The sequence below is a fragment of the Actinoplanes sp. NPDC051388 genome (assembly GCF_055586225.1).
The window spans coordinates 57893-82058 of sequence record NZ_JBVJIP010000029.1 but is presented as its reverse complement, the minus strand read 5'-3'; the positions used below and the strand labels follow the sequence as shown (position 1 = coordinate 82058).

Genomic DNA, 24166 nt, shown 5'->3' with positions numbered 1-24166 from the left:
TTCAGCGGCTGTCGGCGGTCGGCTCGCCGGCCGTGCCGGCGGCACGGCCGGCCTCGAGCCGGGCGATCGGCACCCGGAACGGCGAGCACGACACGTAGTCGAGACCCGCGTCGTGGAAGAACCGGACGGACGCCGGGTCGCCGCCGTGTTCGCCGCAGACCCCGACGGTCAGGTCGGGCCGGGCGGCGCGGCCACGTTCGACCGCGATCCGGACAAGTTCGCCGACGCCGGCCGGATCGATGGTCTCGAACGGTGATGTAGCGAATATGCCCAGGGCCAGGTATTGGCTGAAGAACGCGCCTTCCACGTCGTCGCGGGAGAATCCCCAGGTCATCTGGGTGAGGTCGTTGGTGCCGAAGGAGAAGAACTCGGCCGCGTGGGCGATCTCGCCGGCGGTGAGTGCGGCCCGTGGCACCTCGATCATGGTGCCGATCCGGATCGGCGGTGCGCCGTCCACCTTGGATAGCACGGATTCGGCTTCGGTGCGTACCGTCTCGAGTTCCTGGACGGTGGCGACCAGCGGGACCATGATCTCCGGTCGCGGGTCGCCGCCGGCGGCGACCCGCATCGCCGCGGCCTCCGCGATGGCTCGCACCTGCATGGCGAACAGGCCGGGGACGACCAGGCCGAGCCGTACGCCGCGCAGCCCGAGCATCGGGTTGGCTTCGTGCATGCGGCGTACGGCCGTCAGCAGCCGCCCGTCGCGGCCCGGATCCAGACCCAGCGCCTCGGCCCGGGCGATGGTGGCGGTGAGCTCCTCGAGCGGTGGCAGGAATTCGTGCAGGGGCGGGTCGATCAGCCGGATGGTGACCGGCAGGCCGTCCATCGCGGTGAAAAGCTCGACGAAGTCGGCGCGTTGCAGCGGCAGCAGGTCGGCGAGCGCCGCCTCGCGTTCGGTGTCATCGACGGCCAGGATCAGTCTCTCCACGAGGGTCCGCCGCTCGCCGAGGAACATGTGCTCGGTGCGGCACAGCCCGACGCCGGTGGCGCCGAACCGCCGGGCCCGGGCCGCGTCGGCGCCGGTGTCCGCGTTGGCGTGCACGCCGAGCCGGCGTACCGCGTCGGCGTGACCCATCAGCCGGTGCACCGCGGCGATCAGCGGGTCGGCCTCCGCGGCGAGTTCGCCTTCGAAGTAGCGGACCACCGGTGACGCGTGCACCGGCACGGCACCGGCGTAGACGTTGCCGGTCGTGCCGTCGAGGGAGACGATGTCGCCCGCGTGCAGGACCGTGCCGCCGATCGTGGCCTCGCCATTGTCCAGGTCGATGACCAGTTCGTCGGCGCCGCAGACGCAGGTCTTGCCCATGCCGCGGGCGACCACGGCGGCGTGCGAGGTCTTCCCTCCGCGGCTGGTCAGGATGCCCTGTGCGGCGATCATGCCGGGCAGGTCGTCGGGGTTGGTCTCGCGCCGCACCAGGATCACCGGGCCGTCCGCGGCCGCGGCGTGCGCCGAGTCGAAGACGATCGCGCCGACCGCGGCGCCCGGCGAGGCCGGCACACCGGTGGTCAGCGGCGCGGGGGCCGCGGCGGAGTCGAAGCGCGGGAACATCAGCAGCGCGAGTTGCTCGCCAGAGACCCGTTGCAGCGCCTCGTCGAGCGTGATGAACCCCTCGTCCACCAGCTGAGCCGCGATCACGAAGGCGGCGGCCGGGGTGCGCTTGCCGACCCGGGTCTGCAGCATCCAGAGCTTCCCGCGCTCGACGGTGAACTCGATGTCGCACAGGTCTCGGTAGCGCTCCTCCAGCCCGCTCATGACCGACATCAGTTGGTGGTAGCTCGCCGAGTCGATGCGTTCGAGCTCGTGCAGACCGACGGTGTTGCGGATGCCGGCCACCACGTCCTCGCCCTGGGCGTTCTCCAGGTAGTCGCCGTAGACGCCGCGCCGGCCGGTGGCCGGGTCGCGGGTGAACGCCACGCCGGTGCCGGAGCCCGGGCCGAGGTTGCCGAACACCATCGCCATCACGTTGACCGCGGTGCCGAGGTCCTGCGGAATCCGCTCCTGCCGCCGGTAGAGCACGGCCCGCTCGGCGTTCCACGAGGAGAACACCGAGGTGATCGCCAGGAACAGCTGCTCGTGCGGCGCCTGCGGGAAGTCCCGGCCGGTGTGTGCGTGGAAGACCTTCTTGTACGCCTCCACCAGGTGCTGCAGGTCGCCCGCGCCGAGCTCGGCGTCCGTGCCGACGCCGGCCGCCGCGCGGGCCGTGGTGAGCGCCGCCTCGAACTCGTCCCCGGGCACGTCGAAGACGGTCTTGCCGAACATCTGGATGAGCCGCCGATAGGAGTCCCAGGCGAATCGCGCGTCGCCGCTCTGCTGAGCCAGGCCTTGGACGCTCATGTCGTTCAGCCCGATGTCGAGGATCGTCTCCATCATGCCGGGCATGGAGAACTTGCCGCCCGATCGCACCGACAGCAGCAGTGGGTCGCGCGGATCGCCGAGCCGCTTGTCCAGCACGGTCTGGATCCGTTGCAGGTGCTTCTCCACCTCGCTGAACAGTCCGGCCGGCACCGAAGCGGTGCGCAGGTAGTCGCGGCACGCCTCGGTGGTGATCGTGAATCCGGGCGGCACCGGGAGACCCATGCGGGTCATCTCGGCGAGGTTCGCGCCCTTGCCGCCGAGCAGGTCCTTGAGGTCCTTGTTGCCGTCCACGAAGTCGTACACGTGCTTGGTCATCTCGGCGGTCCGCTCTCTCGTCCGATCGTGTCCTCTCCGTCGTACCGCCGGGCCGGTCCCACTCAGTAGGGCCGGACGACCCTGCCCGCCGGTCCACGCGTCAGGCAACGTCGAGGGAGAAGCACAAGTTGAGGAGGCATCATGAGAGGACTCGTCTTCGGCGGTCCCGGTGAGCGCAGCTGGACCGAATTGCCGGACCCGCGGATCGAGGATCCCCGGGACGCGATCATCCAGGTAGACGCGGTCACCATCTGCGGGACCGATCTGCACATCCTCGGCGGGGACGTGCCCGCGGTGGAGCCCGGGCGGGTGCTCGGCCACGAGGCGGTCGGCACCGTCGTCGAGGTCGGCGGCGGAGTCTCCGGACTGGCTCAGGGCGACCGGGTGCTGGCGTCGTGCATCTCCGCGTGCGGGATCTGCCGGTACTGCCGTCAGGGCAGCTACGGGCAGTGCCTCGGTGGCGGCGGCTGGATTCTCGGTCACCTGATCAATGGCGTGCAGTCGCAGTATGCGCGGATCCCGTTCGCCGATCTCTCGACGTACAAACTGCCGTCGCAGGTGTCGAACGAGTCGGCGGTGCTGCTGGCCGACATCCTGCCCACCTCGTACGAGGTCGGTGTGCTCAACGGGCAGGTCCGCCCGGGCGACACCGTCGTGGTGGTCGGCACGGGACCCATCGGCCTCGCGGCCATCCTTACCGCGCGGCTGTTCTCGCCGGCGCACATCATTGCGGTCGACAAGGCGGAGAGCCGTCTGCAGGCGGCGAAGTTGTTCGGTGCGGACATCACCGTCAAAGCCGACGCCGACCCGTTGGCGACCGTGCGGTCACTGACCGGCGGGCTCGGCGCCGACGTCGTCATGGAGGCGGTCGGCACCCCCGGCACCTTCGAGCTGTGCGCCGCGCTCGTGCGGCCGGGCGGACGGGTGGCGAACATCGGCGTGCACGGCAAGCCGGCCACGCTGCATCTCGAGGACCTGTGGATCCGCAACGTCACCATCACCACCGGGCTGGTCGACACGTACTCGACGCCGAAGCTGCTGGACATGCTCGTCGCCGGGCAACTCGACATCGGGCACATGGTGACCCACCGATTCGCGCTGGAGAACATCATGGACGCGTACGACGTGTTCTCCCGGCCGGGCGAGACCGGGGCGCTCAAGGTCGTGCTCTCGCGATGAGCCGGACGAAGTGGTTCGCGGGCGGGCTCGCGGTGGTGGCGGCCGCGTACTCGCCCTGGGCGCGGCGCTGGTACCTGACCTGGGGAGCCACCGCCGCGGAGGTCGAGCGGGTCCTGCCCGGTGACGAACTGCTTCCCGATCCGGACCTGCTCAGCACCCGTGCGATCACGGTTCGCGCGCGGCCCGAACGGATCTGGCCGTGGCTGGTGCAGATGGGTAGCGGCCGGGCCGGCGCGTACACCTATGACTGGATCGAGAACCTGTTCGGGCTCGGCATGCACTCGGCCGACGAGATCCTCCCGCAGTTCCAGGACGTGGCCGTGGGTGACGTCCTGCCGATGGGCACGGAGGGGCCAGGCATGCGTGTGGAGATCTGCGATGCCCCGCGGACGCTCGCCTTCCGCTCCGAGGACGGCCAGTGGGTGTGGATCTTCGTGCTGACCGAACAGGACGGTGTGACACGGCTGATCAGCCGGAACCGGATCGCCGACCGGGATTCCTCGATCGGCCGGCGGCTGGCAGATCGACTGATCATGGAACCGGGCAGTCTGGTGATGGAACGCAAGATGCTGTGCGGCATCCGCGACCGCGCAGAGTCCGCCGCACCCGCCTGACCGGCCGGCCGGCCGAGACATTCGTCAGGAGGAAGGAGCTCATGGATACCGGACGGCCCTGCAGATGGCATACGGCGCGCTCGGTCTCACCGTGCTGGCGGTACCGCTGCTGCCCGGCACCAGCCGTCATCTGGCGCGCCGGCCCGGACACGCCGGCCGCGGACCGCTAGGCACGCTGATGCGGCGGCCTGGACCCACGACCTCATCCGAGCCTTCGAACGCCTCACCGCCCTACCCGAACCCGTTACCTGACAACAGAATCCACCGCCCACCCGACCAGGACCACGGAGAAACCCGGCCTACGGCCGGGCGACACAGCCTGCCCTACCACCAACGCCGGCACCGATCCCTCATCCAGCAACCGCCGAAACGATCAACCACCGCTTAATGAAAGACGGAGGCTAGTATCACTGCCCCCCTTGTCGTCCGACTGCAGGGTTCAAATTGCGTGCAGCCGGGACCGCACGCGGCCGGCGGGGAGCGTTGTTGCGCTCAGGGCTCAAGCCGGCATGTTGCGGTGCTGGCCAAGCAGGGCGTGCTCATCACGGTCACTGATCGGTTCGGCGTCGGCGGTCGGCACCTGCTGGTGCGCTGACGCCAACGAGGACCGGGCGCAGGGACCGATCCTGCGCAACCTGCACGGCCGGCGGATGGATCGGCACGCCGCGACCCGCCGTAGCCGCGAGTCGGGGGCCCTGCGCGAGCAACCGGACGAGGTATGGCTGCCGCTCACCGCCCTGCTGAACTCCGCCGTCGCCGTGCTGGCCGGCGGGATCGCGAGCATCGTCCTGCTGCTCGCAGCGGGCAAGTGGGTGCTGGCCGCGATCTTCGCCGCCAGCACGGTGCTTGTCGTCGCCGGGGGTTACGCGGCCGCGCTCCCGCAGGCGCGGGCGTACGGCGAGAACATCCGGGCGGCATTCGATTTGCACCGCCATGACCTGCTCACCGCGTTGCGCCTGGAGCCGCCGCACGACCTGCTCGGCCGAGCGGCGGCTTGGAAGAGCCACGCAGTGGGCGTACCGGGGCGAGCCGCCGCAGACCTACAAGCACCCGGCCCCGAAGAGCAGTGACTGACCCGGCCAGCAGTGAAAAGCACCCGGCCCCGAAGAGCAGCGACTGGCTCGACCAGCCGTGAAAGGCGCAGCCGTTGGCCCGCCGCGCGGCGCTGCAGCTGGTCCCGACCGCGTGTCGCCAGCCCAACGGCGCCATCACCCCTGGCCTGGACGGGCCAGGCGATCAACGCAGCGTGATTTGATCACGCTGCCGGATACCCGCCTGGCGCTCCGGCCACATGCTCATTTGCCGATGACAATGCGCTGTCTGGAAAAATATGTTCCGAAAAAGTGTTACGCCGACGCGTCTCCGTCTGACGTGTATCGAATGACTATTGCGCGACCACCTCAGTGCTTCGCTCCGCTTGTGAAGCCAGGAACACTCTGGATATATTGCCGACAGTCAATGGAATCTTTCGAATTCACTGATAGCGATCGTCGAGGGCGGCTCGGACAACCGCGCGAGCCGTACCCGCGGCACCTTAGGACATGACATGCGATCCTCGATGCGCCGCCGGGTGGCGGCTGTTGGTCTTGCGGCCGCCCATCTCGCGGCAGCCGAGGCCATCTCCACCACCGGGTCTCGAGCCCTTTTGACGCCGTCGTCGCCCCCGGCCTCCGCTCCGAGCTCCATCCCGCCGGTGTCCTCGGGCCGCCGACATCCTCGTCGTCCCGGGTTCGCTACCAGGTGACCGGCGAGCGGGACGGCGCCAACACCAGCCCCTCCGCCTTCGCCCTCCCATTGACAAGGAGCACCCATGATCCGACGACGTGTTCCGGGTTCCCGTGCAGCCAGGGCGGCCGAAGTCGCCGTATCGGCCGCGGTTCGCCCGGCGGCACAACCTCCGGCTAGGTATGCGTTGAGCCGGCACCCGAGGAAAAGACGGCGTACGGCGGGCCGTGTTGTCGCGGCGCTGGCCGGCGCCGTGGCGGCGCTCACCGCGATCCCCTTGGCCCTGGTGATCATCGCACCAAGCGCGTCGGCGGCGACGAACCAGTTTCAGGGCGTCAACTGGGCCCGCGCCGGCGACAACTTCACTGGAGGGCCGCTGGTCCTGTATGGGTTGAGCAGCAGCGACAGCTACACCACCGTCCGGGCCAAGGCGGACGCCGTCTTCGCCGGCTTCGAGCGCAATCTCGGCGCGAACACCGTCCGGCTGCCGATCAACACCTACTCCGTCGGTACGACATGGTGGAACGCCTACATCGGCGTCGTCGACTCGGCGACCGCCCGGGGTCTGAAGGTCATCCTGTCGTACTGGGACGACGGCAGGGCGTCCACCGGTGGCCGCCTCACCAACACCGCCGCTTTCGATACCATGTGGAACACCGTCGTGGACAAGTACGGCTCCAACTCCCTCGTTCACTTCGAGCCGATGAACGAGCCGCACGGGTACACCGCCGCCGAATGGAAGAACGTGGCCGCCGCATGGCTCACCGCGCGGCCGTCGGTACCCCGCAACCGCATCTTCATCAGCGGCTCCGGATTCAACCAGGATGTCAAGACCATGTGCGCCGATAGCCGCTTCGAAGGGACGTACCTGTCCTTGCACCATTACACCTTCTTCAGCGGTGCGAAGACGTACGACGCGTGGGTGGAATACCTGAGGGACGCCATCGGCAACTGCGCCGGCCGCACCATCATCGACGAGTTCGGTGCGCCCATGGACACGGGCCTCAACTACGACGACCTCAACAGCACCGACAACTTCGTCCGCTATTTCCGCGCCACCACCCAGGTGCTCCGCGAACTCGGCATGGGCTCCGTCTACTGGCCCGGTGTCGGCGGCAAGATCACCGCTGGGCAGAACGACGACTGGTACGCCATGCAGAAGCTGCAGGGCAGCGGTACCAACCTGACCCTGACCACCCCCAACGCCACCGGCGCCGGACGGTTGCGGTACGCCTGGGGCCTCACCGGCACGGACCCAGGCCCTGACCCGGTGCCCGGCAACCGGCTACGCAACACCGGCTCGGGCCGTTGCCTCGACGTTCCCGCCGCCAGCACCGTTAACAACACTCAGGTCGCCATCTACGACTGCGGCACGGGCACGAACCAGCAGTGGACCAGCACCTCCGCCCGGGAGTTGCGGGTCTACGGCAACAAGTGCCTCGACGCCCGAGGCACAGGCACCGCTAACGGCACGGCGGTCGGCATCTACGACTGCAACGGTGGCACCAACCAGCAGTGGACCATCAACGGCAACGGCACCATCACCGGAGTGGCCTCCAGGCGCTGCCTCGACGTGACGCAGAACGGCACCGCGAACGGCGCCCGCGTTCAGCTGTGGGACTGTACGGGCGGATCCAACCAGTCATGGTCCCGCGCATAACGCCCTGCGTGCGGGCAGCGACCCTTCGTCCACGGACCGGTGGGTGCGGCTCGACGAGCATGCGCACGCCAACGGGGGACTGTGCCAGGACCGGCTCTGGCGCACTTTCGGTGGTGACCGTGGGTGATCGGTGAGGTGATCCGGGTGGGTCAGCACCAGGCTGGTCAGCCGGCGTGGCGACATCGGCGGCCGGTCGCCTTCGACGCGGCCTTGGGTGATGTAGCGGACGAGCAGGTTCATGCTTCCCGCATATCCCAGGGCTTCGATCTCCCGGAACAGCTCAAGATTACCGACGGCGGGTTCTTGCTCCCGGCGGCGGCGCAGGTGTTCTCGGTAGGGGTCGACCAGGGTCGGCCGGTATTGCGGAGCTCGTTGCAGCCGCTCGGGTTCACCGGCTCGGGCGTAGCGTTTGATCGTATTGAGCGACACGTTGAGCCGGCGGGCACATTCGAGCAGGCCGACGTTCTGCTCGAGCAGGGCGTGGATCTGATGCCAGCGTTCCCGGGTGGTCTGAGCGCGGGGGCCGTCCTGTATGCGGCCGGCCTTGGCCCAGCACGCGCTGTGCGCGGCGACTTCTCGGCGGGCGGCCTCGCCCAGTCCGTGCCACAGGTGCCATTGGTCAGCGACCTGGATCGCGTCGGGCAACGCCCGGCGGACCGCTTCGGCGTAGGCGCCGGAACGGTCCCGGCAGACCACCTCAACACCCGGGTGCTGTCGAAGCCACGCCTCCAGGGTGTCAGCGTTGCGGTCGGGCAGCACGTCCACCCGCCTGCGGGTTTGCGCATCGATCAGCACGGTGGCGTAGCGGCTGCGTCGCCGCAGCGCGAAATCATCCACGCCCAGCACCCGCGGAACCAGCGTCGCGGCATACGGCATCCGTAGCAGTGCCCGGACCGTGGAATGACGAGATAGCGGCACCGCCAGCTTCGACAGCAACCGGGCTGCGCCACGCCCGGCCAGTTCCCGAGCGACCGCGCCGACGAGAGCCTGCAGGCGCACGGTCCGCCGCTGATATCGGTGCAGCACTCCCGGGACCGTGCTGCGCCGCCAGGCCGGCCGACGGCGTTTGTCGTGGCCGGACCGGGCCGTGCTCTGCGCTCTGGTCCGCGGTCTTCCGTGTGAGCTGTGGGGGCATCGGATCGTCACGCCGGCCACGCTGATGTTCTGGCACCGGCGCATGTCAGCCGCACTGGACCTACCCCAACCGGCCCGGACGTCCGCGGATCAGCGACGAGATACGCGACCTGGTCCTGCGGCTGGCCCGCGAGAATCCCGGCTGGGGGCACCGCCGCGGGCTAGGAGAACTCGTCGGGCTGGGCCTGCGGGTCGGCGCCGGCACCATCCGCCGGATCCTCACCGCCGCCAGGATCGGCCCGGCGCCCCGCGAGGCCGACACCGGCTGGCGGACCTTCCTGCGAGCGCAGGCCTGCGGGCTGCTCGCGACCGACTTCTTCCATATCGACGCCATCACCCTGCGGCGGCGATCCGTGCTGGTCGTGATGGAGATCGCCGCTGGTCGGGTCCACATCCTCGGCGTCACCGCCCACCCGATGGCCGAGTGACCACCCAGCAGGCCCGCAACCTGGTCATGGATTTGGGTGAGGGAACTGCGTCCTTCCGGTTTGCTGATCCGCGATCGAGACGCGAAGTTCACCGGCGCTTTTGGCGAGGTATTCGCCGCCGAAGGCGTGGAGGTTGTCAAGACTCCACCGCGGACGCCGCGGGTCAACTGCTATGCGGAACGGTTCGTCCGTAGCGCCCGCGCTGAGTGCACCGGCCGGGTGCTGATCTACAACGAGCGGCACGCTCGCAGCGTCTTTGCCGAGTACGAGACTCACTTCAACGACCACCGTCCACACCAGAGCCTCGACCAGCACCCGCCGAATCACGATCCAGCCCGTCGTCGCGCTCGACGCACCGGTACGGCGACGACGCTGATCACACGAGCCGCAGGTCACAGGCCATGCGGCAAGTTTTGGCACGGCACAGGCCTCTACTCGCCGGCGCGGTGAAGCGCCGCCGTCATCCTGATGTGGTGGGGAGAGTGGTGTCAATGCCGCGTACCTCAGCAGGTCGGGAGCCCCAGCGTCGCGTGGGCGGCCCGTGCGAGCTCGGCGGGGAGGACCGGGTATCGCCGTAGGCGCGGAATCCGCGCGCAGTCGTCAATGATCGTCTTGGCCGCCTTGACCAGCGTCGCCGCGCGGGCGTCGGCCAGGTCGGGCCGGGCCACCGACAGCCAGTGCTGCCACTCCGCGACGTAGTCGGCCTGGACCCGGTCGAACCGCTCCCGGACGGCCTCGGGCAGGTAGAGCCGTTCGGTGAGCCACACAGCCAGCAGCTCGCTCGCCTCGATCGCGACGCGGATGTAGCCGCGGATCAGGAGGGGAAGCACCTCCACGTCGGGGCCCGGCGTGCGCATGGCGCGCGTCATCTCCAGTGCGAGCCACTCGTGGAGCCGGTTCACCGCGGCGACCAGGAGCTCGGCCTTGTTGTCGAAGTAGCGATACAGGGCTGGGCCGACGATGCCGAGCTGGCCGCCGATGTCGTCGATGCTGACCCCGCCGAACCCCTTGTCGCGGAACGCGCCGGCGGCGGCGTAGATAAGCTGCTCACGCCGTGCGATCGATGTCCTGCCGGCCTGCTCGACGACGGGTTCACCCGCGGGCGCGGCGGGCCCGGCGATGACCCGCTTACTTGCCCCGATGAGTTCCTCCGCGAGGCGCTGACGTGGCAGCGGGCTGTCGTAGAGGCCGTGGCCTGAGACGAGGCTGACGAGGACCCAGCTGCGGATGCCGGCGGTGACATCATCGAGGTCGTCGCGACTGGGCGCGATGAAGAGTTCGTCGAGCTTCTCCGCGATCCACCGGGTCTGCCGCCGGACCAGTCGGTAGTCGTCGGTGCCGAGGTGGCGTGCTTCTCGCTGCCACAGCAGGGACAGTCGGCGGCTGTCCAGCGCGGCATCGGTCACCGCCGCGAGACCGGCGTCGAGGCTGACGGCCGGTTGCTCTGTGAGTGCGGTGAGGGTGTCGATGACGTGCTGCTGGTCCTCCCGCACGACGTGTGCGAGCAGAGCCTGCTTGTTCTCGTAGTGGCGATAGAGGGCGCGCGCGGTGACGCCGCTCGCCTCCGCGATGTCGTCCATGCGGACGGCGTGGAAACCGCGGACGCTGAAGAGCTCGCCGGCGTGCTTGGCGATCTCGGCTCGCCTGTTGCGGGGTCGGGATCGGGGCGGTGACTCTGCCGCGGCAGAGTCCATGAGCCATCACCTCCTTTGCACCTACCCGGGCATGGTATCGACGGGTCCGGGTCGGCTGTCGGCCCGGACCTCGCCGGGGAGACGGCAAGCGGCTCAGGCGCCGGAGGAGCCCGGCGCACCCGTGCGCCCGACCTCGGCGGTCGCGAGCACCGCCTTCGACTGCCCTTGGACGAACTCCTCGAGCGTGGTGGCGTTGCAGCTCGTGTAGAGCGTGTCCAGGTCCTCGCCGCCGAAGGTGCACGCGACGGCCTGAGCTCCGGTGACCGGCACCTTGTCGGTGATCTCGCCGCCGGCGACGACGCGGTAGAAGCCGCTGTCGTCGCCCATCGCGAGGGCGTTGCCGAACCACACGCCGCCGTCGCTGTCGAGGGCGATGCCGTCGGGGTTGAACGAGTCCTCCAACTGGGCCCAGGTTCGTTGGTTCGAGAGCGAGCCGTTCTGCTCGATGTCGTAGGCGGTGATGCGGTGGCGGAACGTCTCGGCGACGAGCAGGGTCCCGTCGGGCGTGACGGCCATGCCGTTGGGGAAGAGCACATCGCCGTCGACTCGGCGGAGCGTGCCTGCCGGGTCGATGTGCGCCAGCGCAGTCGGCTTGGGATCCTCGGCGCCGATGGTGAACCCGAAGTTGCCGACGTAGGCGTGGCCGTCCGCGGTGACGAGCATGTCGTTGCCCGGTCCGCCCGCGATGCTGCTGAAGTCGGCGTACGTGGTGAGCGACCCGTCCGGGGCGATCTGCAAGACAGTGGCGTCGGCCTGTGACACCACGAGCGTCGAGCCGTCGGGCAGGAAGCCCAGGCCGGACGGTGAACCGGGGATCTCGGCGACTGTCGTGGCCGTCCCGTCGGTGGCGAAGGTCAGCACCTTCTTGCTGAAGAAGTCGCTGGCCCAGAGCGCCCCGCCGTGCCAGCGCAGGCCTTCGAGGAACTGGTGGCCCGAGGCGAACTCGGTGAGGGTGTGCAGCTTCATCGTCGACTCCGATCGATGGTCAGTGGACGGCGGACTCGGCGGCCGCGCGCGTCAGCTCGCGGAGCCTGAACTTCTGGACCTTGCCGCTGGCGTTGCGCGGCAGCTCGTCGAGCAGGAGGAGACGCTCGGGGATCTTCTGGCGGGCCATCCGCCGGGCCGTGAGCCACTCGACGATCTCGGGCAGCGTGACGCCTGCGCCCTGCTCGGAGACGACGACCGCGCAGACGAGCTCGCCCAGCACCGGGTTCGGCGAGGAGACGATGGCGACGTCGGCGATCGCGGGGTGCTCGAACAGGTGGTCCTCGATCTCCTTGGCGCTGATGTTCTCGCCGCCGCGGATGATGATGTCCTTCTGCCTGCCGATGATCTCGACGTAGCCGTCGGCGTCGATGCGCGCGAGGTCGCCGGTGTGCAGCCAACCGTCGTCGGTGAACGCGTCGACGTTGAGGGAGCTGTCGAGGTAGCCCAGGAACAGCTCCGGCCCGCGCACCTGCAACTCACCGTCCGGCGCCACGCGCACCTCGGCCCCGCCGATCGCCCTCCCGTCGGTCTGCGCTCGCTTGCTCACGGCGTCCGCGTCGTTGGCGGCGGTCGCTGTGGGGTACTCGGTCGACCCGTAGCCGCGGCTGACCATGCATCCCAGAGCCGCGGTCGCCGCCCTGATCAGCTCCGGGGGGACATCGGCGCCGCCGCACGCGAAGACGCGCAGCGAGCTGGTGTCGAAGGCCTGCCGCTGCGGGTGGTGCACGATCCCGTGCAGGAACGGAGTCGCGGCCACGGAGAAGCTGCACCCGTGCTCCTGGATGAGCTCCAGGGCCCGCTCGGGCTCCCAGACGTCGAGCAGGACGACGGTGCCGCCGAGCATGCACGGCAGCTGCATCCCGTAGAGGACCCCGATGATGTGGCCGACGGGGGAGGGCATGAACACGACGTCGGACGCCGAGAGCCCGAAGAACTCGACGATGCTGCGGTTCTCGTAGTCCAGCGTGTTGTGGCTGTGCAGCGCACCCTTCGGCACCGAGGTCGTGCCGGAGGTGTAGAGCAGCAGCGCGATGTCGTTGGCGTCGCGCACGCCGTGCTCGGCCGGCTCGGCCCGCCCTTCGTCGAGCAGATCGTCGAAACCCGTGCGGGCACCGTCGCTGCGGGCACCCACCACGACGACGGCCGGCAACGCGGGGAGCTCGCCACGGATGTCGTCGATCATGGCGGGGTAGTCGAAGCCGCGGAACTCGAGCGGGACCACCACGACCTTCGACGCCGCCTGGCGCAGGATGAACGCGGTCTCCTGATGGCGGTAGATCGGGATGATCGGGTTGCTGATCGCCCCGAGCCGGATCGCGGCGAGGTGGACGATGATCGCCTCGGCCCAGTTCGGGAGCATCCACGACACCACGTCGCCGCGCCTGATCCCGCGCCCGTGCAGCGCCGAAGCCAGGCGGTTCACGCTGTTGTCGAGCTCGCGGTAGGTCCAGGACCGGCCTCTGTCGACGACTGCAACCGCGCCGGGTGTACGGGCGGCGACGTCGGCCAGGTATCCATCGACCAGATTGCCCGCCCAGAACCCCGCCTCCGTGTCGCGACGAACGCGCTCCTCGTCGAGTCGTGTTGCCTTCACGTCTACCTCCCAGGGTCGTGGTCGGTGTGGGCCCGGTCGCGGTCCAACACGGTGGCGCCGATCCGCATCTGGAGCTCGGTCGTGTCGCCGTACCACCCGCGCAGGGCCAGCGCGCGCTTGTAGTACGAGCTGACGTCGCTCTCCGTCGTGAAGCCCATGCCGCCGTGCAGCTGGATCGCGTCCTCGCAGACCCGCACCGCGACCTCGGCGGCGTGGGCCTTCGCGGTCGCCGCCAGGAGGTCCAGGTCGGTGACGGCGGCCTCGTCGGCGTCGGCGAGCGTCGCGCAGCACAGGTTGTGCAGCCCCGTCGACTGCGCGTACATGTCGGCGGCGATGTGCTTGACCGCCTGGAAGCTCCCGATCGGGCGTCCGAACTGCTCGCGTCGAGCGATGTGCTCGACGGTGCGTTCGAGGCTGCGCTGGGCGAGTCCGCTGAGCTCGCACGCGATGAGGAGCCTCGCCCACGAGCGGATGCGGGTGACGAGCTCGTCGCCTCCGACACGCGCCGACCCGTCGACGTGGACCCCGTCGAGGACGACGCGCGCGAACGTGGTCGCCGGGTCGGCGCTCTCCCCGTCCTCGATGCGCACGCCCGGCGCCGCCGGGTGGACCAGGCACACGGCGGCACCCGTCTGCGTCGTCGCGACCACCACGAGCAGGCCCGCCTGCCGGGCGAAGCGGACGACCTCGACCGTGCCGAAGAGCCGCTGCTCGCGCAGCGTCACCGAGCCGAAATAGGCGGCCCAGTCGTCGGTGGCACCGGGGTCGACGAGCGCGAGCGGGACGCCGGTCTCGACCGCGGCGGCGACGGCCGGTGCCTGCTCTCCGTCGGCGGGGCTCAGCAGCGCCGGAAGCAGGACGTCCTCCAGCAACGGCCCGACGACCAGGTGCCTGCCGAACTGGACGAAGACCGGGCCGAGCAGCGAGAGCGGCGCGCCGAGCCCGCCGTGCCGCTCGGGCACGGCGAGCGCGTACCAGCCCAGCTCGGCCAGCTCGGCGGCGAAGCCCGGGTCCCAGCCCCCGCTATCGAGGAGCGTGCCCCGCCGTTCCCCGTCGTACGCGCGGGCGAGGTACTCGTCGACGGCGGCCCCGAACTGGTCGGAGAGCACGGTGTCAGCCACGGGGCAGTCCCAGGTGTCGTTCGGCGATGATGGTGCGCTGGATCTGGGACGAGCCGCCGTAAATGGAGGCTGCCCGCGAGTAGAGGTGCTCGTGAGCCCACCGCTCGGACGCCAGGCCGTGCGGCCGGGCTCCGGGCACCGTGCGCAACGGGCCGAGCAGGCCGGCGATCTCGGCGAAGACGGTCTGCTCGACCTCGGTGAGCAGCAGCTTGTCGACGGAGTCCATCGGCGTCGGGCCCGTGTCGGCGACCAGCCGGGCGGTGGTCTGGCGGGTCTGGGCGTCGAGGACCCGCATGGCGACGTGGGACCGGCCCACGGCGGCCCGAGCCCGGCGTTCGGCCGGCGATCCGGGATCCGCGCGATGCTGTCGGATCTGCTCGACCGCGTCGTCGAGTGCTACCCCGCACTCCACGCGGCGGCGCAGCGTGGCGCCCGCACGTTCGCTGCCCAGGGTGTGCGTGGCGATCGCCCATCCCTCGTTCAGACCGCCTAGGAGGTTCTGCCGAGGCACTCGGACCTCGTCGAGGAAGACCTCGCAGAACTCCCGGTCACCGGTCATCTGCGTGATGGGCCTGGTGGTGATACCGGCGCTGGCCATGTCCACGAGCAGGTAGCTGATGCCCGCCTGCTTGCGCACGGAGGTGTCCGTGCGCACCAGCATCGCGCACCATTGCGACAGGTGCGCCCAGCTCGTCCAGATTTTCTGGCCGGAGACCACGAAGTCGTCGCCGTCGGCCACCGCCCGGGTCTGCAGCGAGGCGAGGTCGGAGCCTGCGTTCGGCTCGGAGAAGCCCTGGCACCAGATGTCGTCGCCGGACAGCAGCCGCGGCAACAGGTCACGACGCTGCCAGTCGGTGCCGTAGCGGTCGATCGACGGTCCGACGACCTCTAGACCGATCAGCCCGACGGGCTGGGGCGCCCCGGCCCGGACGAGCTCCTCGACGAACACCAGTTGATGCAGGTGAGTGAGGTCTTGACCGCCCGCCTCCTTCGACCACGCGATGCCGCCCCAGCCTGCCTCGAACAGGGTCTTCTGCCACTGGCGCAGAACCGCGAACCGGGCGTCGAGATCGAGCGGCACCTCCGGGAGCTCGGCTTCGGAGAGCCATGCCCTGGCCCGCGCCCGGAAGGCGTCGAGGGACTCGGCTGTCGTGCGCGTCGTCGTTGCCATGTTCACCGTCCCGTGTAGACCGGCGCGCGGCGCTCGAGGAACGCGTTGACGGCCTCTTTCGAGTCGTCGTAGCCGGACAGCTCGCGGGTCAGGCCCTGCTCGAACTCGTAGCCCGGCTTCAACTCCATGTACTCGATGCCGTTGAGGCTCCGCTTGGCCAGCTCCAGCGTCACCGGGCTGTGCCGGGCGATCGATCGCGCCAGCTCCTGGGCAGACTCGAGCAAGCGCTCCTCCGGGACGATCTCCACGATCCCGCCGTAGGGCAGCAGCTTCTCCGCCGGGTGCAGATCGCCCGTGTAGTGCATCAGGCGAACCACACCCTGTGGCACCAGCCGCGAGAGGTGCTTGGCGCCGCCCAGCACGCCGACGTTGACCTCCGGCGTGGCGAACCGTGCCCCCTCTGCCGCTACGACCAGGTCGCACGAGGCCGCGATCGCGAGACCGGACCCTACCGCGACCCCGTGGACCGCGGCGATGACCGGGAACGGTGAGTCGTAGATCGCCCAGAACGCCTCCCGGGCGAGCTTGAGACGCTCAGGGGCGTTGTCCGGGTCCAGGGTCTGGAACTCGGCGAGGTCGTTGCCCGCGCAGAAGTGCTTGCCCCGCCCCGCGAGCACCACGACCCGGGCCTGCGGCAGGTAGTCGACCAGGTGGCCGAAGAACTCTCGGATCTCGCCGTACAGCTGATGGTCGGTAGCGTTGACCGGTGGCCTGTTGAGCCACACGGTGGCGACCGGGCCGTCGTCCTGCCACTCGATGAACTTCAGTTCCTCCATCGTTGTCCGTCTCTCCATTCGGTTCGGTCAGCGGTCGAAGGCGGCAGCGAACGCCTCGAGCTCGCGCGGTATGTCGTGACCCGCGGGCTGGAAGTGCACGAAGGAGCAGCCGCCCTCCTCGAGCGCGGCGAACCTGTCCTGCCATTCCTTCGGGGAGAGCGCGACGCCGGCGGTTCGCAACACCTCGCCGTTGACGAAGGGGCGATCGACGTCGTTGATCCCGACCACGTGGCGGTCGTGCAGCGCGAGGTGGCGCAGGTTCTCCGGGATGTGGTCGTAGGCCGCGGCCCAGATCTTGCCGGCCTCGCCGAGCAGCTCCTCGATCACGTCGTGCTCCACCGCCCAGTGCAGGTAGAGCCCTGCGGCGTGGCCGGCAGCGTCGATCGCCCGCTCGGACCCGGGGTCCTCGCCCTCGTCGAGGACCGTCCCAATCACCATCATCATCTGCTGGTCGAACCCCGGCTCGGGCAGGGTGATCCGGATGAGCTCGGCGCCGAGGGCGCGCGCGACCCGGGTGCCCTTGGGGCCTTCTCCGGCGACACCCCACGACACCGTGACCGGCAGGCTCGGACCGAAGCGGTCGTCGGGGTGGATCAGCTGCATGATCGCCCCTTCCCACTCGACCTGCTCGCCACGCAGCAGGGCTTGCACGGTGCGGGCGTAGTGCTCGACCTTTGCCCACGGCACCGGCGGCTGCCCCATGGCCAGCCGTCCGGTGAACCCGCTGCCGATGCCCACCAGCACACGTTCCTGCCCCGCGGCGTGCACCAGCGTCGTGATCGCCGACGCCGTCACCATCGGGTGCCGCAGGCTCGGGATCAGCACGCCAGGCCCGAGAACGATCCGGTCGGTCAGCTCGGCTGCCCGATTCAGCACCATCCACACGTCGGGATAAAGCGCGGGGGAGTCGTAGCAGAACGCCCTCTCGTAGCCGAGTCCCTCGGCGATGCGGATGTGCTCCGGGGTCTCCAGCGACGTTGCGAACGAGCAGCCCAGCCTCATCGTGGTCTCTCTCGGTCGGAGTGGTCACACGCCCTCAGAACCAGGGGTGTCGTACGTCACAGGCTAGGACGGCTGACTCGAGCTTGTCAATGATCGATAACTTCGTCTTGACCTTGGAGCAGCCCTGGCCCGTCGCACTGACGGCCGATCGGCCCCACGCGGTCGTGGAACCCGGTCCGGCGACCAGAGCGTGTATCGGACATACCTCCTGTTCAGAAGGATTCAGTCGTCGAACCTGACCCAGGCAGATGACTCGCGCGTCGATGGCCCCCGTGTTGAGCGAACTGAGCCTGTCCGCTGATGTCTATAATCGCTCACGTGCAAAAGAGATGGCGCGCATCGGTTGTCCCGCTCCATCTCGTCATCGACCCCGGCCGGACGGTTGGCGCAGCCACGGGCAACCACGACACGGAACGGAGGATCGACATGCTGATCCACTGCCTCACGCTGAGGTTCAAGGAATCGACGAGAACGGCCGACATCGAGGCGTTCGCGAAGGCGCTCGCGGACCTGCCGGACCAGCTCGACTTCGCCATCCACACCCGGCAGGGTCCTGACCTGGGCGAGCGCCCGACGAACGCCGACTACGCCGTCGTCACCGAGTTCGCGAACGCCGAGGACTTCTCCGCCTACCTCGCCCACCCGGCGCATCTCGCGGTGCCCCGGGACCACGTCGAGTCCATGCAGAGCGTGCAGTTCCTGCTGGTCGAGGCCCGAGATTGACGTCCCGCCACGTGTGAGCGACGCGACGCCGGCGATGCAGCGCTGCGGTTGCCGCCGAACCGGACCGCTGGGGACCGTCGTCGATGTGCTGGCGGCAGGCTGCGCGCACGGGCGTCGGACGATGCGGGTCCGTCGCCCACGCCGCTAGGAGGGCCGCTGGATGCGCTGGTTAGTTGACGTGTCATGCGCGTGATTGTCCGGTCCCGGTGAGGTTGGCAGTTCTGAACGATCCGGGCGGCGGCGCTCGACATGCACCGACGTCGCGGATGTAGGTGCTCGGCCATTGCGGGCGCGTCCTCGACCGCAGTCACCCCAAGACCGCCGGGAAGCGACACCACCCGCTGCGGGATCGCGGTTAGGCCCGCTCCGCGCGCGGCCGTGGCGACAGACAGTGGGCGCGGGTGGCCACGGTGAGCACTGCTCAGGCCACGTGGATGATCACCCGCCGGACGACCCAGCCGCCGTCCTTTTCCACAATGTCGAAGTCCCCGGAGACGTCGGTCAGCTCACCGTTGTCGGTAACCAGGGTGAACAGCGAATTGCCGTCATCACTCCAGTGGAAGGTATCGGCGATCCCGATCCGGCCCAGCCACGACAGGTCCTGCTTCCAGGTTCCTGCCTCAAAGCCCCACGCCGGATCGTCGGCATCCATGTCGAACGCGACAATGTCCTGCCACAGCGACCAAACCTGGTACGGCCAGTCCAGGCTGTGGTGATCAACCGCCTGGTCGGCCTCGTCGAGCTTCTGCTGGGCAAGCAACCCGAAGAACGAGCGAATGATCGACTCTGCGGCGCTCCTGGACGGCCGCTCCAGCAGGGGCTTCATGGCCGGAGATCCTATGCCGCCCGAACGACTACCCCCACAAAGCCGGCGCTGGACCGCCAGAACGCCGGAGTCTGCCGCGATCCGGTGCGCTGGACTCCACGCCACAAGCCGCCGGTACGGCCGCACTGATCAGGCAGTGTCCCGTATCGCCGAAGGTTGCGAGTGATCTTGCGAGAGTCAGGATTAGCCTGCGAGTCGCTGCCGGGATCGGGTGATCGATGCCAAGAATGGTTGCCGTGACGGCGACCTTGGGCGGGGTCAACGCCGCGCAGCAAGCGTGACACCGCGGGGTCGAGAATGGGGCAAGGATGAAGGCGGTCCGTTTCAATCAGTTTGGGGGCCCGGAGGTCCTCGAGATCGTGGATCGGCCCGATCCGCGTCCGGGTCCGGGCCAGGTCCGGATTGCGGTGCGCGCGGCCGGCGTCAACCCGAGCGACTGGAAGAAGCGCAAGGGCCTGATGGATGGGAGCTCCCGCAGACCCTGGGCTACGAGGCGGCAGGCGTCGTCGACGAGCTGGGCGACGGCGTTGCGGACGTGGCGGTCGGCGATCGCGTGTTCGGCTTCTCCGCCGAGGGGGCGGCTCAGGCCGAGCTGGCGGTGCTGTCCTACTACGCGCCGATCCCGCCATCGCTTGACTTCCCCGGTGCAGCCGTGCTGCCGACCGCCATCGAGACGGCCACCCGCGCGCTTGACCAGCTCGGCGTCGGGAGCGGCAGCACGCTGCTCATCAACGGCGCCTCCGGAAGCGTCGGCAGCGCCGCGGTTCAGCTCGCCGCGGCGCGCGGCGCACACCTGATCGGCACCGCCAGTCCGGCCAACCACGAGTACCTTCGCTCGCTGGGGGCCGAGCCCGTCGCATACGGCGCGGGTCTCGTCGAGCGGGTTCGCGCGCTCGCGCCCGGCGGCGTCGACGTCGCGCTAGACGTCGCCGGGAGCGGGGTGCTTCCAGAGCCCATCGAACTCGCTGGCGGTGCGGAGCACGTCGTGACGATCGCCGACTTCGGCGGCGCGCAGGTGCATGGGGTGACGTTCAGCAGCGGGGACGCCGGTCGTGCGGTCCAGGCGCTCGCCGCGATCGCAGAGCTGATCGAGTCCGGGCGCTTCTCGCTCCCCGTCGCGCAGATCTTCCCGCTCGCCGAGATCGCGGAGGCGCACCGCGTCAGCGAGGACGGTCACCTGCGCGGGAAGCTCGTGCTGCTGGTCGGCTGAGCGCAGACGCGGTCCTCGGGGCGAGCGTGCTCGCCCGGGCTCGGTGAGAGCTGTGGCGTGTTCTCGCGCGACTCCGGCAAGAGCCGCTCGCAGGCCAGAATGACTCTGCGAGTCGCTGCCGGAGTTGGGCTGATCGCTGCCGGAGATGTTCGGTGTGACGGCGACCTTTGAGCGTGGTCTCCGATGCTGCTGGCGTGGAGTTGGGCGGGTTCCGGCTCGGGTACGTCGGGGCCGATGGGACGCGTACGGGCTTTGCGGCCGAGCCGGTCGAGTGGCGGAAGGACCGGAGGAGGGCTGGTTCAGTGTGAGTCTGGTCTGGAGATTTCGATGCCGGCGGAGCGGAGCTTGGTTTCGACGAGCGCGGCCAGCCGGGCTGCGGCTGAGTCTGGCTGTTCGCGGTGGTGGGCGATCAGCCTGTACCGGGTTGCGGCTTCGGTGTGGGCTTGCAGACCGGTCACAATCTTTAGCTGTGCGGGGTTGGCGAGGTAGTGGTCGGCCATGTCGGTAGCCAGTTCGGCGACCCGGGGGTCGTCGGGTTCCCAGCCCGCAACCTCGGCAGTGCGCTTGGCCAAGGCGACGAAGCGGGGGTCTTGGAGGGCTTGCTCGACATGGGTGAGGTAGTCGTCGAACCCTTCGGGGACCAGGGCCTTGGCCAGCACGAAGGATTCTCGGGCGATCGTCACGTCATCCGGGGTGAAGCCGATGCTGGGCATTCCTTCCAGCAGCGCTACGGCGCGGTCGGGTAACAGGGCCCGGTCACCGGAGGCGAGCCGGTGCAGCGTGTCCCGCCGCGCGACCAACTCGTCGATCCGTTCGGTGAGGTGCCGTTCGACGTCGGCGAGTGAGGCAGCGAACGACGCGGCGTCGGAGTCGAGCAGAGGGCCGATTTCGGCTAGCGGGACACCGGCGGCGGCCAGTGTCCGGACCTGCACCAGCCGCAACAGGTCGTCCGATCGATATCGCCGGTAACCCGAGCTGTCGCGTGCTGGTTCGTCGACCAGGCCGAGCTTGTGGTAGTGCCGCACCGTTTTGATCGTGATGTCGGCGAATGCGGCCGCCTGGCTGATCGTCAGTCCGGCGGCCGGGTGGCTCAGCGGGCCTCCTGTTCGGCAGCGGCGGCGATCTCCCGTACGGCGGCGGCGACGGCCCGGAAGTCCCTGCGCAGGATCTGCGTGTGATTGCTCGTGACCTTCGCGCTGATCCGCAGGTTCGGGTTGCGGTGGAGCACCGGATCGAGAGAGGCGCGCATCTGCTCCATCTCCTCCTGGCCTCCGCCGAGGTTCGCACCCGTGGCCAGGACGTAGCGCACCGGGCAGGTCAGACGGTCCAGGACCGGCCCGAGGGCAGCGCAGATCTCGTTGATCTCGATGCCGACCTCGGCGTGCTCGTCGGCGGTCATGCTGGCGGACAGGCCCAGCGGACGCGCGAGCGGCAGGAAAAGCCGCATCCGGCGAAACGCGCGCCGGATCCGCTGCCGGTTCTCCTCGCCGGTCAGCCCCCACGGCACCGCGCCGTCGACCGAAACCACGCCCGCGACGCGGTCCGGGTTGCGGTCGGCCCAGTGCGCAGCGAGCGCCGCACCGTAGGACCAGCCGACCAGCAGCGGCCGGTCCACACCGGTCGCCTCGACAACCGCGTCGATGTCGCGGAGGCACGCCTCGAAGGAGTAGTCCGCCGACCGCTTCGACGCTCCGCGGGCGCGCTCGTCATAGGTGACGTGTCGCCAACCGGTGCCGAGATCGGCGATCACGGGTCGCCAGGACCGCTGACTGGCATAGGAACCATTGAGATAGACGACCGGAGGCCCGGGGCCGCGGGTATCGGTGACCGAAAGGGCCGTGTCGTCGACCGGCACCATGCCGGTCCATGGTGAGGTGGTTGAACTGGTCAGGCGGTTAGCATCCATGCGGTCAGCATCCACCTTGACCTAAGGTCAAGGTCAAGGTCGATCTGCGGCGCCGACTCGGTTCAGGTACACGACCACGCCGGGCCGCAGCGTGCGGGCCGGCTCAGTGGGGCGATGCGCCGGTGTCCCCAGCCGGGATTTTCGCGGGCGAGCCGGAGGACCAGGTCGCGTATCTCGTCGCTGATGGGTGGGCGTCCGGGCCGGCTGGGGTAGGTCCAGTGCCGGCTGTCCAAGCGGCGGTGCCAGGACAACAGCGTGGCCGGGGTGACGATCCGATGTCGCCACAGCTGGCGCGGCAGGGCACGAACCAGCGCCGACAACACGGCCCGGTCCGGCCACGACAGGCGCGGCCGACCGACCTGACGACGCAGCACGGCGACCTCGTGGCGCAGCACCAGCAGTTCGGCGGCCATCGCCGTATCGCCGCGGCTGGCCCGCGGTAACCAGCCGAATATCCGAACGGCGGTCAGGTACATCAGGCGTACGAGCATGCTTTCGATCGTGCGCGACGGCCACAGAATCGCAGCTCACGTCATGTGCGACAGTTCTGGCGCGGTACACCCACCTCGAACGCCTCGCCCGAACTGTTATGCCGAACGGCTCGTCCGTAGCGTAAGAGCCGAGTGCACCGACCGGATGCTGATCTCAACGAGCGTCACGCCAGTGCCGTACTCGGCGTGTACGAGCGTCACTTCAACGATCACCGTCCTGCGTTGCTGACCTCGTCCGAGCCCCGAAGGATCAGACCGATGCCTTCGGTGTCGTCAGGCCGGCGGCGACGATCGGTTACATCGTCCCACTCTCGCCCGTCCCAGGTCGGCAGGCGCACGGCGTTGTGGGTGAACCGCGCCCGGTAGGCCGAGGCGGTGACGCCGTAGTGGGCCCGAAATCGCCTGGCGAAGTAGTTCGGGTCCGGCCAGCCGACCGACTCGCCGATGCGGCCGATCGGATCGTCGGTGTGCAGCAGGCGCACCGCTGCCAGTTCGATGCGATGCCGTGCCAGGTAGGCGATCGGCGGTAGTCCGGTCGCGGTCTTGAAGAGCCGGACAAGGTAGCGAGGCGCGAGATGCACCGCGTCAGCGAGCTCGGTAAGTGTCCAGGGGTAAGCCGGACGCGCCTCCATCATCTGCATGGCGTCGACCACGGCGCCGTGCGTGGTGTGCCTCAGGCCCGCGGGCATGTCGTCGCCCTCGGGGACCACGGCTCGCGCAAGACGGTTGAGGAAGAGCGACAAATGGCCGATGATGTCACCCCTGTGCAGGCCTACCGGCTGCAGCCGCAACTCGTCCAGCGCCTCGAGGTGGGCGACGCATTCGGCCAGGGCGGCCTGGTCGAGATGGGTGGTGAGGATGCCGCGCCGCCGCCCCGAATAAGGACCGCTCCACAGCAGGTACCCGAGCAGCGGGTCCTCACGGGTCCACGCAAGTTCGTGTCGGAGCAACTCGGTGGAGAAACAGCAGTTGTACATGTCGAGGAACCGGCAATCCTCATAACCGTGCCACACGCCCGGGCGAAGGATAAAGACGTCGCCAGCGGTAACCTGCTGTCGCCCGGCCAGGCTGTGGTGGATCCCCTCGCCGGAGAGCATCACCGCGATTTCGACGAAGCTGTGTGTGTGCGCCGGACCTGTGTCCAGCTCGACGTAATGCCCGGCGAACACGACTGAGCCCTCGATTAGATGGAACTGATCGCTCGAGGCGTCGACCGGCAGCTCGGCCATCCAGATACTGTACGGCCTCTCCGTC

20 protein-coding genes and 2 pseudogenes are annotated in these 24166 nt (G+C 69.2%); 7 read left to right on the top strand and 15 right to left on the bottom strand.

Going from position 1 to position 24166, the window contains the following annotated elements; genetic code table 11:
* Position 1 precedes the first annotated feature (1 nt).
* Positions 2-2671: a pyruvate, phosphate dikinase gene (ppdK, locus tag ACZ6TI_RS44885; RefSeq protein ID WP_465351412.1), complete on the bottom strand. Its 2670-nt coding sequence runs from the start codon at positions 2669-2671 to the stop codon at positions 2-4.
* Positions 2672-2812: 141 nt separating this feature from the next.
* Between ppdK and ACZ6TI_RS44880 the strand changes: the two genes are divergently transcribed.
* The 4 genes from ACZ6TI_RS44880 (at position 2813) to ACZ6TI_RS44865 (ending at position 7849) form a co-directional block, all read left to right on the top strand.
* Positions 2813-3850 carry an alcohol dehydrogenase catalytic domain-containing protein gene (locus ACZ6TI_RS44880; protein ID WP_465351411.1) on the top strand — a complete coding sequence of 346 codons (1038 nt, stop codon included), beginning with the start codon at positions 2813-2815 and terminating at the stop codon, positions 3848-3850.
* Positions 3847-4464, top strand: a complete 618-nt coding sequence (locus tag ACZ6TI_RS44875; protein ID WP_465351410.1) for an SRPBCC family protein — start codon at positions 3847-3849, stop codon at positions 4462-4464. Before ACZ6TI_RS44880 ends, ACZ6TI_RS44875 begins: the two co-directional genes overlap by 4 nt.
* Positions 4465-5114: 650 nt before the next feature.
* Positions 5115-5534 carry a hypothetical protein gene (locus tag ACZ6TI_RS44870; protein WP_465351409.1) on the top strand — a complete coding sequence of 140 codons (420 nt, stop codon included), beginning with the start codon at positions 5115-5117 and terminating at the stop codon, positions 5532-5534.
* A gap of 740 nt (positions 5535-6274) precedes the next feature.
* The gene (locus tag ACZ6TI_RS44865) at positions 6275-7849 is read left to right on the top strand and encodes an RICIN domain-containing protein (RefSeq protein ID WP_465351408.1); all 1575 of its coding nucleotides are present in this window, start codon (positions 6275-6277) and stop codon (positions 7847-7849) included.
* Positions 7850-7966: 117 nt separating this feature from the next.
* On the opposite strand, the pseudogene ACZ6TI_RS44860 reads toward ACZ6TI_RS44865, so the two are convergent.
* Both ACZ6TI_RS44860 and ACZ6TI_RS44855 read right to left on the bottom strand, forming a co-directional pair.
* Positions 7967-8893 (bottom strand): annotated as a pseudogene (locus ACZ6TI_RS44860) (transposase); the annotation flags it as partial.
* A gap of 251 nt (positions 8894-9144) precedes the next feature.
* On the bottom strand, positions 9145-9396 hold the full coding sequence (locus ACZ6TI_RS44855; protein WP_465351407.1) for a hypothetical protein: 252 nt from the start codon (positions 9394-9396) through the stop codon (positions 9145-9147).
* Positions 9397-9447: 51 nt separating this feature from the next.
* On the opposite strand from ACZ6TI_RS44855, the gene ACZ6TI_RS44850 reads away from it, so the two are divergent.
* A complete protein-coding gene (locus ACZ6TI_RS44850) occupies positions 9448-9861 on the top strand; it encodes an integrase core domain-containing protein (RefSeq protein WP_465351406.1) in 414 nt (137 codons plus the stop codon).
* 53 nt (positions 9862-9914) lie between these two features.
* On the opposite strand, the gene ACZ6TI_RS44845 is transcribed toward ACZ6TI_RS44850, so the two are convergent.
* From ACZ6TI_RS44845 to ACZ6TI_RS44815, 7 genes are all read right to left on the bottom strand, one after another.
* Positions 9915-11105 carry a TetR/AcrR family transcriptional regulator gene (locus tag ACZ6TI_RS44845; RefSeq protein ID WP_465351405.1) on the bottom strand — a complete coding sequence of 397 codons (1191 nt, stop codon included), beginning with the start codon at positions 11103-11105 and terminating at the stop codon, positions 9915-9917.
* Positions 11106-11198: 93 nt separating this feature from the next.
* Positions 11199-12071 (bottom strand): SMP-30/gluconolactonase/LRE family protein, encoded by an 873-nt coding sequence (locus tag ACZ6TI_RS44840; RefSeq protein ID WP_465351404.1) that lies wholly within the window; start codon positions 12069-12071, stop codon positions 11199-11201.
* A gap of 19 nt (positions 12072-12090) precedes the next feature.
* Positions 12091-13686 (bottom strand): AMP-binding protein, encoded by a 1596-nt coding sequence (locus ACZ6TI_RS44835; RefSeq protein ID WP_465351403.1) that lies wholly within the window; start codon positions 13684-13686, stop codon positions 12091-12093.
* A gap of 2 nt (positions 13687-13688) precedes the next feature.
* Positions 13689-14807: an acyl-CoA dehydrogenase family protein gene (locus ACZ6TI_RS44830; RefSeq protein ID WP_465351402.1), complete on the bottom strand. Its 1119-nt coding sequence runs from the start codon at positions 14805-14807 to the stop codon at positions 13689-13691.
* Positions 14800-15978, bottom strand: a complete 1179-nt coding sequence (locus tag ACZ6TI_RS44825) for an acyl-CoA dehydrogenase family protein (RefSeq protein ID WP_465351401.1) — start codon at positions 15976-15978, stop codon at positions 14800-14802. The genes ACZ6TI_RS44830 and ACZ6TI_RS44825 overlap by 8 nt, the downstream gene beginning before the upstream one ends.
* A 2-nt stretch (positions 15979-15980) precedes the next feature.
* The gene (locus ACZ6TI_RS44820) at positions 15981-16754 is read right to left on the bottom strand and encodes an enoyl-CoA hydratase-related protein (RefSeq protein ID WP_465351400.1); all 774 of its coding nucleotides are present in this window, start codon (positions 16752-16754) and stop codon (positions 15981-15983) included.
* Between the two features lie 27 nt (positions 16755-16781).
* Entirely contained in the window at positions 16782-17756 is a 975-nt protein-coding gene (locus tag ACZ6TI_RS44815; protein ID WP_465351399.1) for an LLM class flavin-dependent oxidoreductase, read from the bottom strand.
* Between the two features lie 426 nt (positions 17757-18182).
* Between ACZ6TI_RS44815 and ACZ6TI_RS44810 the strand changes: the two genes are divergently transcribed.
* Positions 18183-18479: a Dabb family protein gene (locus ACZ6TI_RS44810; RefSeq protein WP_465351398.1), complete on the top strand. Its 297-nt coding sequence runs from the start codon at positions 18183-18185 to the stop codon at positions 18477-18479.
* 421 nt (positions 18480-18900) lie between these two features.
* On the opposite strand, the gene ACZ6TI_RS44805 is transcribed toward ACZ6TI_RS44810, so the two are convergent.
* Positions 18901-19305 carry a hypothetical protein gene (locus ACZ6TI_RS44805; RefSeq protein ID WP_465351397.1) on the bottom strand — a complete coding sequence of 135 codons (405 nt, stop codon included), beginning with the start codon at positions 19303-19305 and terminating at the stop codon, positions 18901-18903.
* Positions 19306-19613: 308 nt separating this feature from the next.
* Between ACZ6TI_RS44805 and ACZ6TI_RS44800 the strand changes: the two are divergent.
* Positions 19614-20515 (top strand): annotated as a pseudogene (locus ACZ6TI_RS44800) (NADP-dependent oxidoreductase).
* A 299-nt stretch (positions 20516-20814) separates the two neighbouring features.
* On the opposite strand, the gene ACZ6TI_RS44795 reads toward ACZ6TI_RS44800, so the two are convergent.
* From ACZ6TI_RS44795 to ACZ6TI_RS44780, 4 genes are all read right to left on the bottom strand, one after another.
* Positions 20815-21582 (bottom strand): MerR family transcriptional regulator, encoded by a 768-nt coding sequence (locus tag ACZ6TI_RS44795; protein ID WP_465351450.1) that lies wholly within the window; start codon positions 21580-21582, stop codon positions 20815-20817.
* A gap of 23 nt (positions 21583-21605) precedes the next feature.
* Positions 21606-22421 (bottom strand): alpha/beta fold hydrolase, encoded by an 816-nt coding sequence (locus ACZ6TI_RS44790; protein WP_465351396.1) that lies wholly within the window; start codon positions 22419-22421, stop codon positions 21606-21608.
* Between the two features lie 62 nt (positions 22422-22483).
* The gene (locus ACZ6TI_RS44785; RefSeq protein ID WP_465351395.1) at positions 22484-22912 is read right to left on the bottom strand and encodes a hypothetical protein; all 429 of its coding nucleotides are present in this window, start codon (positions 22910-22912) and stop codon (positions 22484-22486) included.
* A gap of 209 nt (positions 22913-23121) precedes the next feature.
* On the bottom strand, positions 23122-24141 hold the full coding sequence (locus tag ACZ6TI_RS44780; RefSeq protein WP_465351394.1) for an AraC family transcriptional regulator: 1020 nt from the start codon (positions 24139-24141) through the stop codon (positions 23122-23124).
* Positions 24142-24166 lie beyond the last annotated feature (25 nt).

Excerpts from the sequence above, each read along its gene's own strand:
- ppdK (WP_465351412.1), bottom strand. The coding sequence starts at position 2,671 with ATGACCAAGCACGTGTACGACTTCGTGGACGGCAACAAGGACCTCAAG.
- ACZ6TI_RS44880 (WP_465351411.1), top strand. The coding sequence starts at position 2,813 with ATGAGAGGACTCGTCTTCGGCGGTCCCGGTGAGCGCAGCTGGACCGAA.
- ACZ6TI_RS44875 (WP_465351410.1), top strand. The coding sequence starts at position 3,847 with ATGAGCCGGACGAAGTGGTTCGCGGGCGGGCTCGCGGTGGTGGCGGCC.
- ACZ6TI_RS44870 (WP_465351409.1), top strand. The coding sequence starts at position 5,115 with ATGGATCGGCACGCCGCGACCCGCCGTAGCCGCGAGTCGGGGGCCCTG.
- ACZ6TI_RS44865 (WP_465351408.1), top strand. The coding sequence starts at position 6,275 with ATGATCCGACGACGTGTTCCGGGTTCCCGTGCAGCCAGGGCGGCCGAA.
- ACZ6TI_RS44845 (WP_465351405.1), bottom strand. The coding sequence starts at position 11,105 with ATGGACTCTGCCGCGGCAGAGTCACCGCCCCGATCCCGACCCCGCAAC.
- ACZ6TI_RS44840 (WP_465351404.1), bottom strand. The coding sequence starts at position 12,071 with ATGAAGCTGCACACCCTCACCGAGTTCGCCTCGGGCCACCAGTTCCTC.
- ACZ6TI_RS44825 (WP_465351401.1), bottom strand. The coding sequence starts at position 15,978 with ATGGCAACGACGACGCGCACGACAGCCGAGTCCCTCGACGCCTTCCGG.
- ACZ6TI_RS44820 (WP_465351400.1), bottom strand. The coding sequence starts at position 16,754 with ATGGAGGAACTGAAGTTCATCGAGTGGCAGGACGACGGCCCGGTCGCC.
- ACZ6TI_RS44815 (WP_465351399.1), bottom strand. The coding sequence starts at position 17,756 with ATGAGGCTGGGCTGCTCGTTCGCAACGTCGCTGGAGACCCCGGAGCAC.
- ACZ6TI_RS44810 (WP_465351398.1), top strand. The coding sequence starts at position 18,183 with ATGCTGATCCACTGCCTCACGCTGAGGTTCAAGGAATCGACGAGAACG.
- ACZ6TI_RS44805 (WP_465351397.1), bottom strand. The coding sequence starts at position 19,305 with ATGAAGCCCCTGCTGGAGCGGCCGTCCAGGAGCGCCGCAGAGTCGATC.
- ACZ6TI_RS44790 (WP_465351396.1), bottom strand. The coding sequence starts at position 22,421 with ATGGATGCTAACCGCCTGACCAGTTCAACCACCTCACCATGGACCGGC.
- ACZ6TI_RS44785 (WP_465351395.1), bottom strand. The coding sequence starts at position 22,912 with ATGCTCGTACGCCTGATGTACCTGACCGCCGTTCGGATATTCGGCTGG.
- ACZ6TI_RS44780 (WP_465351394.1), bottom strand. The coding sequence starts at position 24,141 with ATGGCCGAGCTGCCGGTCGACGCCTCGAGCGATCAGTTCCATCTAATC.